This is a genomic window from Bradyrhizobium sp. SMVTL-02 (assembly GCF_051853005.1).
GTDB lineage: Bacteria > Pseudomonadota > Alphaproteobacteria > Rhizobiales > Xanthobacteraceae > Bradyrhizobium.
This window is the reverse complement of the sequence record NZ_CP182469.1, coordinates 3,838,770-3,851,115: the sequence shown is the minus strand read 5'-3', so window position 1 is coordinate 3,851,115 and position 12,346 is coordinate 3,838,770. Positions and strand designations below refer to the sequence as shown.

Genomic DNA, 12,346 nt, shown 5'->3' with positions numbered 1-12,346 from the left:
GGCCTCCCGGCTAGATCCCGGGCTTTTCGATCACCGCGCAGGCCGTGACCGGCCGCTTCAGGTGCTTGACCGTGGTGGGCCCGGACTTGGGGATGCTCAGTGTGATCCCCGCCCCGGAATAGCGCGCGCCCGACAGCGTCAGCCGCTTGGCGAGCGTGACCGGTTCACCGTCGATCTGCAGGAAGGCACGCTTGTCGTAGTCGTAAAACCCCACGATGAACTGCGTACCGTCGGCGCAGCGGTAGGTTTTGAACGTCTGCGCATCAGCCTGCCGCGATCCGAAAATTCCATCCACCAGCATGGTGATCGCCAAAACAATGGCCTTGTGCCGGCCCATGATCGCCCCCTGTAATAGACCTCAAGGACGCCCGCCATGCGTCCGCTGGAATCATAACCCAAGCTGATCTCATGCAAGACTCCTCCCTTAAAGACCCCCCTCCCCGCCATCTCGCGTTGCAAGGCGCCAGCAACTTTCGCGATCTCGGCGGCTATCGGACCGCCGACGGCCGAACCACGCGCTGGCGGCACATCTTTCGCTCCAATCATCTCGGGCAGCTCACTGCAGCCGATGTCGAGATCGTCCGCGCGCTCGGCATCAGAAGCGCGTTCGATTTCCGCGGTGTCGAGGAGCGTGCGGCCGGCGTCTGCGTCGTGAACGAGATCACTGTGTATTCGCTGCCGATCGAGCCGACCGTCGTCGCCGCGCTGCGCGCCGAACTCGCGAGAGGGACGTTGACCGCCCCCGTTGCGCTCGAGCTGATGCGCGAGTCCTATCGCAACTATGTTCGCCACAACACGCATAGTTTTCGCGCGCTGTTCGGCCATTTGCTCGAAGACCGCGCGCCGCTCGTGATCCACTGCACCGCCGGCAAGGACCGCACTGGGTTTGCCAGCGCGCTGATCCTGCATGCGCTGGGCGTCCCCGACGACGTCATTGCCGAGGATTACCTTTTGACCAACCGCCACTACAAGCGCGACCCGTCGAACGCCGCCGATCTTCCCGCCGAAGTTCTCGACGCGATCGGCTCGGTCGAAGCCTCGTACCTGGCGGCCGCCTTCGAAGCGGTCGGCCGCGACCATGGCGATCTCGAAACCTACTTGCGCGATGGCCTCAAGCTCGGCACAGCAGAGCGCACCGCACTGAAGGCGCGCTATCTGCAAGCCTAGCGGCAGCGCCGGGAGAACGATGATGCAAGGCAAGGTTCTGGTCGTCACCGGCGTGCTCGGCGCGCTTGGCAAGGTGGTCGCCGACATCGCGCAGGCGCGCGGCGCGCTCATCGCCGGCATCGATCATGCGCCCTCGCAACTGTCAGCGACGCCCGAGCGCATCGAGATCGGCGGCGTCGACCTGTCCGACGCCGCGCAGGCGAAGACGGCGATCGATGCGTCGGCCAAGCATTTCGGCCGGATCGACGCACTGATCAACATCGCCGGTGGCTTCGCCTTCGAGACCGTCGGCGACGGTGACATCGCGACGTGGCAACGCATGCATGCGCTGAACGTGTTGACGGCGCTCAACGCCTCGCGCGCCGCGCTGCCGCATCTCGCCGCGTCCAGAGCCGGGCGCATCGTCAACATCGGCGCCATGGGCGCGCTCCAGGCCGGCAATGGCATGGGCCCTTATGCCGCCTCAAAGGCCGGCGTGCATCGCCTCACCGAGGCGCTCGCCAATGAGTGGAAGGGCAAGGTCACCGTGAACGCGGTGCTGCCCTCGATCATCGACACCAAGGCCAACCGCGCCGACATGCCGAAGGCGGATTTTTCCAGGTGGGTGACGCCGCAGGAGCTCGCAGAGGTGATCCTGTTCCTCGCCAGCGATGCCGCCAGCGGCGTCACCGGCGCGCTGATCCCGGTCGGCGGGCGGGTGTAGCTGCGTTCAGATCGAAACCTCCGGGGCCGGCTCGGATTCAATCTGAGCCGAGAAGGCTCTAGACTGACCGCAACTGATTCTCCGATCGGACCACCTGTGGAAACCGCGCTCTACCTGCCCGTCAAACGCTTCCTCGAAGAGCTCGGCTTCACGGTCAAGGGCGAGATCGGCGGCTGCGATCTGGTCGGCCTCAGCCCCGGCGACCCGCCGGTCGTGGTGATCGGCGAGCTCAAGCTCGCCTTCAATCTCGAGCTGATCCTGCAGGCGGTCGACCGCGCGCCGGCGGGCGACGAGGTCTGGATCGCGGCCAAAATGTCCGCACGCGGCAAGGGACGCGAGAGCGACGCGCGTTACCGCAATCTCTGCCGCCGCCTCGGCTTCGGTATGCTGGGGGTGACCGACCACGGCCAGGTGGAGGTGCTGGTCAAGCCGCCGACGGCGGCCCCGCGGCGCGAACCGAAGATTCGCTCGCGCCTCGTTGCCGAGCATCAGCGCCGCCAGGGCGATCCGGTGCTCGGCGGCAGCACGCGGGCGCCGATCATGACGGCCTACCGGCAGCAGGCGCTGGCTTGCGCGGCGGAACTCGCGACCGGCCCGCGGCCCGTCCGCGAGCTGCGTGTGCGCTGTCCCGATGCCGGCAAGATCTTGCTTAACAATGTGTATGGCTGGTTCGAGCGTGCCGAACGGGGAATCTATCGGCTCACCGCGGCCGGACACGCCGCCCTCAAGCGCTGGCCCCAGCAACGGATCGAGGCCGATGCCGGTGCTCCGTCACCGCCCTGATGCCGGATCGATGCGAGCGGTGAATATCTGAGATGCCACACCAAATTCATATTGCAATGCAACATAGGCAGCACTAGGTATCCCCGATCGAAATGAGGCTACCATGAGCGCAGACTGGAATACCAAGTATGGCACGCGGCGCGTGCGTCACGACCCGCCGACCCTGGACGAGGCGATCTTCGCCGCCGTCGGAATCACCGACGACCAGGAGCAGCAGGCCGAGATCGCCGCAGCTCTGATGGGGATGCCGCTCGACGTCGTCCAGGCCGAGGTGAAAAAGCAGGCCCGGACCAACAGCCGCATCACCGCCACGCGCGTGATCGCCGGCGAACAGGGCGCGCAGCGCTCCGTGGTGGTCGAACGCCGCGTCGTGCGCCGCTTCAGCACCGCTACGCGCACCGGCACCTGAGCGTTTATTTCTCGATCCGCCACACAAAAGCGGACCGGTTTTGCCGGTCCGCTTTTTGATTCCAGTCCGCGTCTGAGCTAGGCGGCGCGATTGCCGTACATGCTGGAGATGAGCTTCCAGCATGTCGAGTTGAAGCTGAGCAGAGCCCGGCCTGCCGTAAACGGCGCGGCCGCGAGATCCGCCAGCTCGGCCTCGGGCGTCTTGGCGAGATCGATCGTTCCGGTCGATTCCCCGTGACGGAAGGCCAGATGCGCGCCGAACTTCCTGGCGAGCGCCCGCATCGCCTGATTCTCGACACCCGTGGTGATGCGTAGCTGCTTGTAACCTTTCCAGCGCGCCTCCGCGATCAGGCGGCGGAACAGCACGGTGCCGACACCCTGGCGGCGTGCGGCGGCTTCCACGCTGAAGGCGACCTCGGGCAGTGAACCACCTTCCGGTGGATGCAGTTCGGCGGCACCGCGAACCACGCCGTCGACGATATAGGCCACGATGACGGTGCCGTCCTCGGCGCAGCGCGCGGCGTAGCGCTCGATGAAGCTGTCGTCGAGAAAGCCGTTGAAACGGTCGTGCCGGCTGTCGGCATCGAGTCGCAGCAGGTGATCGCGCAGAAGCGGCAATTCTTCCTGCTGGATCAGGGTCCGCACATAGCCTGGGGCAGTGCGCACGGTGTTTTCAAGTACCACGTCAAAACTCCTCTTGGTGTCCCTCGAGGAGGCGTTCGAATCCCTAGGCCCCCTATATTGTGCATTGCAACACGCATTTCAAGACGGGAACCTGCCCTACTTAGTGGCATCGGGAGCGACTTTTTCGTTAACAGAATCAAGGCCCCGTAATCTTACAGGACCAGCTGCGTCTGGGTCACCACGGCCACCAGCTTGCCATCCTCGGTCTCCAGCCGGGTGGTCCAGACCTGGGTCCGCCGGCCCCGGTGAACCGGGGTGGCGGTGGCGATCACCGTGGCCCCCTCCTTGGCCCCGCCGATGAAATTGGTCTTGCTCTCCAGCGTGGTCGTCCCCTTGGCGTCCTCGGGCAGGTTGATCACGGTGGCCGCAGCGCCGACGGAATCGGCCAGCGCCATCACCGCGCCGCCATGGATGGTGTGATGCAGCGTGCAGAGATCGGGCCGGACCGTCATCCGCGCCACCACGCGGTCCTTCTCGGCCTCGACGAACTCGACGCCTTTGAGCTCGGCGAACGGCATCTTCATCGCTTTGAGTTTTTCGAGCGGCGTCATCGGATCTCCTCCCAATTCATTGTTGTCTCAGCGTGAATTGCTTCGTGCGGCAAAGCAATGACGTCCGAGGTAATGGCCTCCGTGACATCCACCGCGGCATGACCATATGGTCGACCATGCGCCAGTACCCGCCCCGCCGCATCGTCTGCCTGACTGAAGAAACGGTCGAGACACTCTACCTGCTCGGCGAGCAGGAGCGCATCGTCGGCGTATCCGGCTACGCCGTCCGTCCGCCGCAGGTGCGGCGGGAGAAGCCGCGGGTGTCGGCCTTCGTCTCCGCGGACATCCCGAAGATCCTGGCCCTGGAGCCGGATTTGGTGCTGGCCTTCTCGGATCTCCAGGCCGGCATCGTCGCCGATCTCGTGCGCGCGGGCATCGACGTCCATCTCTTCAACCAGCGTGACATCGCCGGCATCCTGGCGATGATCCGGACGCTGGGTGCGCTGATCGGCGTGGTCGAACGTGCGGATGACCTTGCTCAGGGTTTTGAACGGCGCCTCGCGGCAATTGCAGCAACACCTCGCCGCTCGCCGCCGCCAAAAGTGTATTTCGAGGAATGGGACGATCCGTTGATCTCGGGCGCCGGCTGGGTCTCGGAGCTGATCGAGATCGCCGGGGGCGCGGATGTCTTCCAGGACCTGCGGCATCGGCAGGCTGCGAAGGACCGCATCGTATCATCGGACGCCGTGCGCGAAGCCGCACCCGATGTGATCCTCGCCTCATGGTGTGGCAAGAAGGTCGTGCCTGCCCGCATCAAGCAACGTGACGGCTGGAGCGAGATTCCAGCCGTGCGCGACGACCGCATCGTCGAGATCAAGTCGCCGATCATATTGCAGCCGGGACCGGCGGCGCTGACCGATGGGCTCGACGCGATTGTGACGGCGTTGTGGGGGCCGCACTCCTGATCCATCCGCCGTCATTGCGAGCGAAGCGAAGCAATCGAGAGTGCCTCCGCGGAAGGATCTTAGATTGCTTGGTCGCAAGAACTCCTCGCAATGACGGCTGGGCGGGGACCTCCCCGCTCACGTCACGGCGTTCACGACCTGATATTCCGGCCGGCGCCACACCTCGCCTGAAATCACCTCCTCGATGATCTCCGCGGCCTTCATGATCTCCGCCTCACCAATATACAGCGGTGTGATCCCGAACCTCATGATGTCAGGCGCACGGAAATCGCCGATGACGCCGCGCGCGATCAGGGCCTGCATGGCGGCGTAACCGTTGTCGAAGGCGAAAGAGACCTGCGAGCCGCGGCGCTCGTGTTCGCGCGGCGTGACGACCTCGAGCCGCGGACAGCGGCGTTCGACTTCCGCAATCAGGAGATCGCCGAGCGCCAGTGATCGCGCGCGCACCTCGGCGATGTCGACGCGGTCCCAGATGTCGAGCGAGGCCTCCAGCGCCGCCATCGCCAGTACCGGTGGCGTGCCGACGCGCATGCGCTCGACGCCGCCGGCGGCCGCGTAAGCGAGCTCGAACGCAAACGGTTTTGCGTGGCCCATCCAGCCCGACAGCGCCGCGCGCGCAGTGTCGGCATGGCGCGGCGCGACATAGAGGAAGGCTGGCGCACCCGGGCCGGCGTTGATGTATTTGTAAGTGCATCCCGCGGCGAAGTCGGCGCCACAGCCGGCGAGATCGACCGGCAGCGCGCCGGCCGAATGCGCGAGATCCCAGACCGTGACGATGCCGCGCGCGTGCGCCTTTGCGGTGAGCTTCGCCATGTCGTGGCGGCGGCCGGTGCGATAGTCGACCTCGGTGATGTAGAGGACGGCGACTTGCTCCGACAGCGCGCCCTCGATCTCCTCCGGCGCTACCAGGCGCAATTGCTGGCCGCGTCCGAGCGTTTCGATCAGGCCTTCGGCCATGTAGAGATCGGTCGGGAAATTGCCGGTGTCCGACAATACGACCTTGCGCGAGGCGTTCATGTCGAGCGCAGCCGCGAGCGCCTGGTAGACCTTCAGCGACAGCGTGTCGCCAACCATGACCGAGCCGGCTTCCGCGCCGATCAGCCGGGCGATCCGATCGCCGACATGGCGCGGCTGGGCATACCAGCCTGCACTGTTCCAGGCGCGGATCAGCTCGTTGCCCCATTCGATCGTGATGACGCGATTGACACGCTCGGCAGCGCCCAGCGGCAGCGCGCCGAGCGAATTGCCGTCGAGATAGATCACGCCCTCAGGCAGATGGAACAGGGCCTTGGTCTCGTCGTAGACGCGATATCTGTTCATGAGCGTTTCTACAGAATGGTGCGGACGCGCCAGAGTTCGGGAAACAGCTCGACCTCGAGCATGCGTTTGAGATAGCTGACGCCGCCAGTGCCGCCGGTGCCACGCTTGAAGCCGATGACGCGCTCCACGGTGGTCACGTGGTTGAAGCGCCAGCGCCGGAAATAATCCTCGAAATCGACCAGCTTCTCGGCGAGTTCATACAGCATCCAGTGTGTCTCCGGGGCCAGGTAGACGATACGCCAGGCCTGCAGCACGCCCTCGTTGAAGCTGTGGGTCTCGCGGACGTCGCGCGACAGCACTGCCGGCGGCATCTTCAACCCGTGGCGGTCGGCAAGTCTGAGCACCTCGTCATAGAGGCTCGGCGTTGCCAGCTCCGCTTCGAGCAGTTTGGTCGTTTCCACGTCGTGGGCGTGCGGCTTCAGCATCGCATGGTTGCGATTGCCGAGCAGGAATTCGATCAGCCGGTACTGGCGCGACTGGAAGCCGGAGGACTGGCCGAGCTGCGAGCGGAAGCGCGTATATTCGCTCGGCGTCATGGTGCGCAGCACATCCCAGGCGTTGTTCAACTGTTCGAAGATGCGCGACATCCGCGCCAGCATCTTCATGGCGGGGGCAACCTCGTCTTTGGCGATGGCGCGGCGCGCGGCGCTGAGCTCGTGGATAGCGAGCCGCATCCACAGCTCCGTGGTCTGATGCTGGATGATGAACAGCATCTCGTCATGCGCCTCTGACAGCGGATGCTGCGCGCCGAGGATCGAATCCAGCGCCAGATAATCGCCATAGGACATGCGGCGGGCGAAATCGGTCTCGGCGCCTTCGCTTGCGGGATCGTAATCGCTGGACGTCATGGCTGGCCCTCCCGATCGATCATTCCGGCCTCGTCAATCGAGGCCGACCAGGCGCGCGGTGATCTGCGACGACGGATCCTTGAGCCCGTCGATGACAGTGAAATGGTTCAGCGCAGGCTCGATCACGAGGTGCGTTGGCACGTCGAAACCGGTCCAGACATTAGCCAGCAGATCGGACTGGCGGATGAATTCGGGACGCTCGTCCCCACCGACCCAGGCGGTCACGGGCGAATGGCCGCGCGGCCGATGCAGCGCCGCGCTTTCCAGCGTCGCCTCCTCCATGGTCATGTGCAGCGTGTCGTTCATCTTCGTCTTGAGCAGCGGCCGCAGATCGTGCAGGCCACTGATCGAGAGCGTGCCGGCGATGCGGTTGAAGACGGCGGGCTCGAGCCGGCTGTCGTCGCACAGCATGCGGGTGACGAGATGGCCGCCGGCGGAATGCCCGGCGAGCCGGATCGGGCCGGAAACGAGCGAGGCAGCCGTGGCAATGGCGGCGGTGATTTCGGCGGTCATGTCGGAGATGCACGCGGCTGGCGCCAGCGTGTAGCTCGGCAGCGCCACGGTCCAGCCATGATGCCGCGCGCCTTCGGCCAGGTCCGTCCAGGCCGACTTGTCGAAGCGCATCCAGTAGCCGCCGTGGACGAACACGACGAGGCCCTTGCTGTCACCGTCAGGCAGGATCAGGTCGAGCGTCTGGCGTTCACCGGAGCCATAGGCGATGTCGGCGCGAAAATCCTTCAGCCCGGCGCGATAGGCCGCCGCCCGCTCCGCCCACAGCGCCGGCAGCTTGTCCGAGCCCGGGATATGGGCCGAGTTGGCGTAAGCATCATCCCAATCGCGCATTGTGACTCCCGAGGACTCGTCCGGCGGAACGGACGCCAGTCTGCCACCGGCGCGCCCCCCGTCCTAGTCTTTATTTTAAGCTTAAAGGATTTGGGAGAGCCCCTGTTTCGGGCAAGGGTGCTCCAGCCGAGATCCCGCAGGAGGCAAAGCGAAGCGTGCTCACGCACTTGGTCATGTCGGTAGCACTCGTGGGCACGGCACAAGAGCGCCTTTGCCCACCCCACGGGACTATCATCCGTCATTGCGAGCGCAGCGAAGCATTCCAGCCTGCCTTCCGTATCGGCAGCCTGGATTGCTTCGTCGCAAGGGCTCCTCGCAATGACGGCGGAGAGGGCTACGCCTTCTCCACCCCGCACCATTCCGCGATGAACAGCGCCATCGCCTTGGTGGTCTTCTTCAGCGAGTCCAGCTCGACATATTCGTTGAAGCCGTGCATCTCGCCGCCGCTGGCGCCGAAGCAGAGGCTGGGGATGCCGTGGTTCAGGCCGTAGAAGCGGGTATCGGTGAGCGCAGTGAAGACGAGGTCTTCCACGGCACCGCCATAGACCTTGTTGAAGGCCTTGCCGAACGCAGCCTCCGGCTCCGCCGCGCCGGTCAGCTCATAGCCTTCCGACAGGAAGCCCGACCATTCGATCTCCGGCGGATTGTTGGCGAGAAAGCGGTGGTTGCGCGAGGCGGCCGCGACGCAGGCCGCGATCTCCTTCTGGTGGTCGGCGACCGACCAGCCCGGCAGGATCGCGATGCGGCAATCGACATCGCACCAGGCCGGAACGCTGGAGGCCCAGTCGCCGCCCTTGATGATGCCGGGATTGAAGTTGATGGGGTGGTTCAGCGTCTTGAAATGACGGTCGGCCTTGGCGCGCTCGTTCCATTCGATCTCGAGCTTTTGCAGCGCCTGGACGAGATGATAGGCCGCCATGATGGCATTGGAGCCGGAGCCGGCAAAGGCGACATGGGTCGGGTGTCCCTTCACGCGCAGGCGGAACCAGATCACGCCGACCTGCGAGCGCACCATCTTGCCGCCGGTCGGCTCCGGGATGAAGCAGGCATCCGCACGATAGCCGCGCTGCAGCGTCGAGAGCGCGCCGACGCCGGTGCTCTCCTCCTCGATGACGGACTGGAAGTGAATCCGCGCGGTCGGCTTGAACCCGGCAGCCTTGATCGCATCGAGCGCATAGAGCGCGCCGATGGTGCCCGATTTCATGTCGCAGGAACCGCGGCCGAACATCTTGCCGTCCTTGATGACGGGCGAGAACGGCGGCGTGTCCCACAAGTCGAGAGGCCCTGCCGGCACCACGTCGCAGTGGCCCTGGAGGATCAGCGATTTGCCGGCCTCCGTCCCGGGACGATACGTGCCCACCACCGAGCGCGCCTTCGAGAAATCGTGCTCGATCGGGCCGAAACCGCGCAGATCCTTGAGATCGTCGACCTTGATGTGCCAATCGTCGACCTCGTAGCCGCGCGCGCGCAGGAGGTCGCCGATCATGTCCTGGCACGGACCCTCGGCGCCCCGGGTCGAGGGGATCGCGACGAGATCGCTGGTGGTCGCAAGCTGGGCTTCGAAACCGGCATCGACGGCGTCGAGAATCCGCTGCTGCGTTTCGGCATTCATCAGGCAACTCCAGGCATTCGAATGTCCTCAGGGAGCGCGCAAGCTAGCCGATTTCAGCCGTTCGGGTACTCCACAAAATATGCATCCCGCAATGCATCTTCGAGCAGTCGGCCTTCCGTATGGCCATCGAGCGTCGCAGGGCGCGTCACGCCGTCGAGCACTCGCGGGCAAGGTTCCGGCGCGCCGAGCACGGTGCGCACCGGAATGCGCTGGGCATAGATCGGCACCGCATGATCCTCGTCGCCACCAGCAACGCCCTTGGCGCGGACTTTTGCCGAAGGCTCGCCGGGCGTGATGAAGCTTCGCTATGAGAATCGCCCGCCGCTTCCTAGATTGCGGCATCGATGCCGGGACCTCACGTCATGCTGCTGCGCCACGCGACCTGCCTCTTGCTCCTGATCTCCATCGCGCTTGCCTCGACGGTGCGCGCAGCCACCATCGGACGCGAGCAGGACATCGTGGATCTCAAGCTCGGCCAGCGCGTGCTCGTGGACGACGGAACCTGCCCCGCCGGCCAGGTCAAGGAAGTGCGGGGCGCGAAGATGACCGACAAGGGAGTCTCGCGCACGAGCTCCTGCGTGCCGCGGCAGGGGCCCAAGACAAAATGATGAGCTGAGAAGCTACTTCGCCGGATCGAACATGCACTGAAGAGTCGGCTTGGCGATCTTGGTGAAGGTCGGGCCGATCTCGCTTTGCTTTGACGTCGGCACCCAATCGGTCTCGATCGTGGGCACGCCGGTCTCGCTGATGCCGCGCAGCAGCGCTTCGCGCAAATCGCGGTCCTCGACGACGGCGGCGGCGTGGTCGTGCAGGCAGCCGCAGACTTCTTCCGGATGCTCCCAGCGTCCGAGCATGCGCGGCGCACACTGACGCACGAATTCGCTGCGTGGGTCGGGCAGCCGCGACGGCGCACGCACCTGCGCCTGCACGGAATTGATCGTCAGAAGGGCGATGAACGCTGCGGCGCAGAAACGAAGCGACATGATGGCCTTGCCGGCTGATCAGAAGCGAGTAGCGACGACGATCGGCTGCGGCTCCGGCGTCACGACCGGCGAGCCGGTGTACTGGAAAGTACCGACGCCGGGGAGATTGCCGTCGGGCATACCTGCGAACGAGGAACCGGCGAGCACAAAGCCGAAAGCAAGGATAAAGCTGAGCGCGCGCATGGTCTTGTCCCTCAATTCGGTGGCCGGCGGTGCGCCGTCGTCGTTGTGACGCTGATAACCATGGGCAGTTTCGCGCGTGATGCGCCGAAAGCCGAAAATGGTTTCATCCGCTAGCGAATTGTTTCGTCCCTTGTCGGGCGACGAAACAATTCTCGGAAAAGGCCAATCATTTCAGTGAGGTCGTGTGGCGGCTCAAAGCGGCCTCGCAAGTCGCTGGCGCAGTGCGCAAGGGTACCTAACGGCGGCATCGTCATGCGCCCGCCTTGCACGCTTCACATGCGTTTTACGTTTTTCTGCTGAAGAGGGGCCAACGAAGGCTGGGTCCCGTGGAACCGGGCACGCTTCGGCCGCGACCCAAGCCGTCGAAACCGAGACGCCGGGATCACCGGGATTACGGCATCCACGTGAGGAATTGCCATCATGATGGCGCAAGATCGCGGAACGCCGCGCGAGGCGGGCCTGCGGACGGACCGCGGGGATCAACGACCTGTTCGCAGCCGCGCCAATTCGGCGAACGAAATGGCGCTGCAATCGAGCCGCGGCTTCGAAGCCGCGCCGCAGATGTTCGTGCGGCTGACCGGCTCGCATCTGGCAAAACCGCGCGTCAGCCGCGAACACGTCACCGAGTGAACGCAAATGCGTCACTGGAGTGAACGCAAATGCGTCACTGAGTGAAGAATTCGCCACACTTCTGGACGTTGGCGTCAGCCGGACCCCACGGCATGATCGGCACGGTCGACGTCGAGTTCTTCGGCGAGCCCTCGATCAGCTTGTCCGAATAGACCATGTAGACCAGCACGTTGCGCTTGGCGTCGCAGCCGCGTACGATTTGCATCTTCTTGAAGAATAGGGAGCGGCGCTGACGGAACATGTCGTCGCCCTGCTCCATCTTGGCCTTGAACTTGATCGGGCCGACCTGACGGCAGGCCAGCGAGATGTCCGAGACCTCCTCGGCAAGGCCGAGCCAGCCCTTGAAACCGCCCTTCTCCGGCACCGTGAAATGACAGGCCACGCCCTCGACCTCGGGGTCGTCGAGGCCATAGGTCGCGAGCTTATCGTTCGGGCTCATCCATTTGAACACGGTGGAGCGTCGGAAGATCAGATCCGGCTCCTCGGCGGCAGATGCGGAAGCCAGCGGCGCAACCAGCGCCAGGAGGAATAAAGCGAGGCCTTTCAAGCGGATGCCGGAAAGACCGGGGAAACGAGATGACATGAAGTTCTCCGGTAACAAGTCCCACAATGTAGGCATCGGCTGGCCGGTCAGGAAGACGACGCTGGGCCGGGCGCGGCCGCCGTTTACCGCTCCGTGAGGCTTTTTTGATACGTCTCGGACAAAATTAGCTGATGGCAGAACCG

General features: G+C 64.7%; 17 protein-coding genes and 1 pseudogene. 7 read left to right on the top strand and 11 right to left on the bottom strand.

All coding sequences use genetic code 11. The features are described from left to right. Nucleotides 1-10 precede the first annotated feature (10 nt). Complete coding sequence (locus ACNJYB_RS18010) at nt 11-337, bottom strand: MliC family protein (RefSeq protein WP_439375155.1); 327 nt, start codon at nt 335-337, stop codon at nt 11-13. Between the two features lie 71 nt (nt 338-408). On the opposite strand from ACNJYB_RS18010, the gene ACNJYB_RS18005 reads away from it, so the two are divergent. The 4 genes from ACNJYB_RS18005 (at nt 409) to ACNJYB_RS17990 (ending at nt 3,062) form a co-directional block, all read left to right on the top strand. Further along, nucleotides 409-1,167: a tyrosine-protein phosphatase gene (locus ACNJYB_RS18005; protein ID WP_439375154.1), complete on the top strand. Its 759-nt coding sequence runs from the start codon at nt 409-411 to the stop codon at nt 1,165-1,167. 22 nt (nt 1,168-1,189) lie between these two features. Beyond that, nucleotides 1,190-1,870, top strand: coding sequence for an SDR family oxidoreductase (locus ACNJYB_RS18000; protein WP_439375587.1), 681 nt, complete (start codon nt 1,190-1,192; stop codon nt 1,868-1,870). 96 nt (nt 1,871-1,966) lie between these two features. Then, nucleotides 1,967-2,653, top strand: coding sequence for a DUF2161 domain-containing phosphodiesterase (locus tag ACNJYB_RS17995; protein WP_439375153.1), 687 nt, complete (start codon nt 1,967-1,969; stop codon nt 2,651-2,653). A 103-nt stretch (nt 2,654-2,756) separates the two neighbouring features. Beyond that, the gene (locus ACNJYB_RS17990; RefSeq protein WP_063683963.1) at nt 2,757-3,062 is read left to right on the top strand and encodes a hypothetical protein; all 306 of its coding nucleotides are present in this window, start codon (nt 2,757-2,759) and stop codon (nt 3,060-3,062) included. A 77-nt stretch (nt 3,063-3,139) separates the two neighbouring features. On the opposite strand, the gene ACNJYB_RS17985 is transcribed toward ACNJYB_RS17990, so the two are convergent. After that, nucleotides 3,140-3,745 (bottom strand): GNAT family N-acetyltransferase, encoded by a 606-nt coding sequence (locus ACNJYB_RS17985; protein ID WP_439375152.1) that lies wholly within the window; start codon nt 3,743-3,745, stop codon nt 3,140-3,142. A gap of 152 nt (nt 3,746-3,897) precedes the next feature. Next, nucleotides 3,898-4,296 carry a PaaI family thioesterase gene (locus tag ACNJYB_RS17980; protein WP_008129901.1) on the bottom strand — a complete coding sequence of 133 codons (399 nt, stop codon included), beginning with the start codon at nt 4,294-4,296 and terminating at the stop codon, nt 3,898-3,900. A gap of 116 nt (nt 4,297-4,412) precedes the next feature. Between ACNJYB_RS17980 and ACNJYB_RS17975 the strand changes: the two genes are divergently transcribed. Then, nucleotides 4,413-5,201: a cobalamin-binding protein gene (locus tag ACNJYB_RS17975; protein ID WP_439375586.1), complete on the top strand. Its 789-nt coding sequence runs from the start codon at nt 4,413-4,415 to the stop codon at nt 5,199-5,201. A 117-nt stretch (nt 5,202-5,318) separates the two neighbouring features. Here ACNJYB_RS17975 and kynU read toward each other — a convergent pair whose 3' ends face one another. From kynU to ACNJYB_RS17950, 5 genes and pseudogenes are all read right to left on the bottom strand, one after another. Beyond that, complete coding sequence (gene kynU, locus ACNJYB_RS17970) at nt 5,319-6,521, bottom strand: kynureninase (RefSeq protein ID WP_439375151.1); 1,203 nt, start codon at nt 6,519-6,521, stop codon at nt 5,319-5,321. An 8-nt stretch (nt 6,522-6,529) separates the two neighbouring features. Next, complete coding sequence (gene kynA / locus ACNJYB_RS17965) at nt 6,530-7,369, bottom strand: tryptophan 2,3-dioxygenase (protein WP_439375150.1); 840 nt, start codon at nt 7,367-7,369, stop codon at nt 6,530-6,532. Between the two features lie 33 nt (nt 7,370-7,402). Next, nucleotides 7,403-8,212, bottom strand: coding sequence for an alpha/beta hydrolase (locus ACNJYB_RS17960; protein ID WP_439375149.1), 810 nt, complete (start codon nt 8,210-8,212; stop codon nt 7,403-7,405). A gap of 334 nt (nt 8,213-8,546) precedes the next feature. Beyond that, on the bottom strand, nt 8,547-9,824 hold the full coding sequence (locus ACNJYB_RS17955) for an ArgE/DapE family deacylase (protein WP_439375148.1): 1,278 nt from the start codon (nt 9,822-9,824) through the stop codon (nt 8,547-8,549). 53 nt (nt 9,825-9,877) lie between these two features. Continuing rightward, nucleotides 9,878-10,108: pseudogene (locus ACNJYB_RS17950) on the bottom strand (pyridoxamine 5'-phosphate oxidase family protein); the annotation flags it as partial. Nucleotides 10,109-10,186: 78 nt separating this feature from the next. Here ACNJYB_RS17950 and ACNJYB_RS17945 point away from each other — a divergent pair. Beyond that, nucleotides 10,187-10,432 (top strand): DUF6719 family protein, encoded by a 246-nt coding sequence (locus ACNJYB_RS17945; RefSeq protein WP_439375147.1) that lies wholly within the window; start codon nt 10,187-10,189, stop codon nt 10,430-10,432. A 12-nt stretch (nt 10,433-10,444) separates the two neighbouring features. Here ACNJYB_RS17945 and ACNJYB_RS17940 read toward each other — a convergent pair whose 3' ends face one another. Together ACNJYB_RS17940 and ACNJYB_RS17935 are read right to left on the bottom strand one after the other, a co-directional pair. Next, a complete protein-coding gene (locus ACNJYB_RS17940; RefSeq protein ID WP_439375146.1) occupies nt 10,445-10,807 on the bottom strand; it encodes a hypothetical protein in 363 nt (120 codons plus the stop codon). Between the two features lie 18 nt (nt 10,808-10,825). Then, nucleotides 10,826-10,990, bottom strand: coding sequence for a hypothetical protein (locus ACNJYB_RS17935; RefSeq protein ID WP_439375145.1), 165 nt, complete (start codon nt 10,988-10,990; stop codon nt 10,826-10,828). Between the two features lie 420 nt (nt 10,991-11,410). Here ACNJYB_RS17935 and ACNJYB_RS17930 point away from each other — a divergent pair, with 420 nt between their 5' ends. After that, nucleotides 11,411-11,620, top strand: a complete 210-nt coding sequence (locus ACNJYB_RS17930) for a hypothetical protein (RefSeq protein ID WP_439375144.1) — start codon at nt 11,411-11,413, stop codon at nt 11,618-11,620. A gap of 34 nt (nt 11,621-11,654) precedes the next feature. Here the strand turns inward: ACNJYB_RS17930 and ACNJYB_RS17925 are convergent, their stop codons facing one another. Continuing rightward, nucleotides 11,655-12,203 carry a CreA family protein gene (locus tag ACNJYB_RS17925; protein WP_439375143.1) on the bottom strand — a complete coding sequence of 183 codons (549 nt, stop codon included), beginning with the start codon at nt 12,201-12,203 and terminating at the stop codon, nt 11,655-11,657. Nucleotides 12,204-12,346: the final 143 nt, after the last annotated feature.

Bases quoted from the DNA above. Each gene is read 5' to 3' on its own strand.
- ACNJYB_RS18000 (WP_439375587.1), top strand. From the start codon at position 1,190: ATGCAAGGCAAGGTTCTGGTCGTCACCGGCGTGCTCGGCGCGCTTGGC.
- kynA (WP_439375150.1), bottom strand. From the start codon at position 7,369: ATGACGTCCAGCGATTACGATCCCGCAAGCGAAGGCGCCGAGACCGAT.
- ACNJYB_RS17940 (WP_439375146.1), bottom strand. From the start codon at position 10,807: ATGTCGCTTCGTTTCTGCGCCGCAGCGTTCATCGCCCTTCTGACGATC.
- kynU (WP_439375151.1), bottom strand. From the start codon at position 6,521: ATGAACAGATATCGCGTCTACGACGAGACCAAGGCCCTGTTCCATCTG.
- ACNJYB_RS18010 (WP_439375155.1), bottom strand. From the start codon at position 337: ATGGGCCGGCACAAGGCCATTGTTTTGGCGATCACCATGCTGGTGGAT.
- ACNJYB_RS17975 (WP_439375586.1), top strand. From the start codon at position 4,413: ATGCGCCAGTACCCGCCCCGCCGCATCGTCTGCCTGACTGAAGAAACG.
- ACNJYB_RS17930 (WP_439375144.1), top strand. From the start codon at position 11,411: ATGATGGCGCAAGATCGCGGAACGCCGCGCGAGGCGGGCCTGCGGACG.
- ACNJYB_RS17960 (WP_439375149.1), bottom strand. From the start codon at position 8,212: ATGCGCGATTGGGATGATGCTTACGCCAACTCGGCCCATATCCCGGGC.
- ACNJYB_RS17935 (WP_439375145.1), bottom strand. From the start codon at position 10,990: ATGCGCGCGCTCAGCTTTATCCTTGCTTTCGGCTTTGTGCTCGCCGGT.
- ACNJYB_RS17980 (WP_008129901.1), bottom strand. From the start codon at position 4,296: ATGACGCCGCTCGAAAAACTCAAAGCGATGAAGATGCCGTTCGCCGAG.
- ACNJYB_RS17990 (WP_063683963.1), top strand. From the start codon at position 2,757: ATGAGCGCAGACTGGAATACCAAGTATGGCACGCGGCGCGTGCGTCAC.
- ACNJYB_RS18005 (WP_439375154.1), top strand. From the start codon at position 409: ATGCAAGACTCCTCCCTTAAAGACCCCCCTCCCCGCCATCTCGCGTTG.
- ACNJYB_RS17955 (WP_439375148.1), bottom strand. From the start codon at position 9,824: ATGAATGCCGAAACGCAGCAGCGGATTCTCGACGCCGTCGATGCCGGT.
- ACNJYB_RS17945 (WP_439375147.1), top strand. From the start codon at position 10,187: ATGCTGCTGCGCCACGCGACCTGCCTCTTGCTCCTGATCTCCATCGCG.
- ACNJYB_RS17925 (WP_439375143.1), bottom strand. From the start codon at position 12,203: ATGTCATCTCGTTTCCCCGGTCTTTCCGGCATCCGCTTGAAAGGCCTC.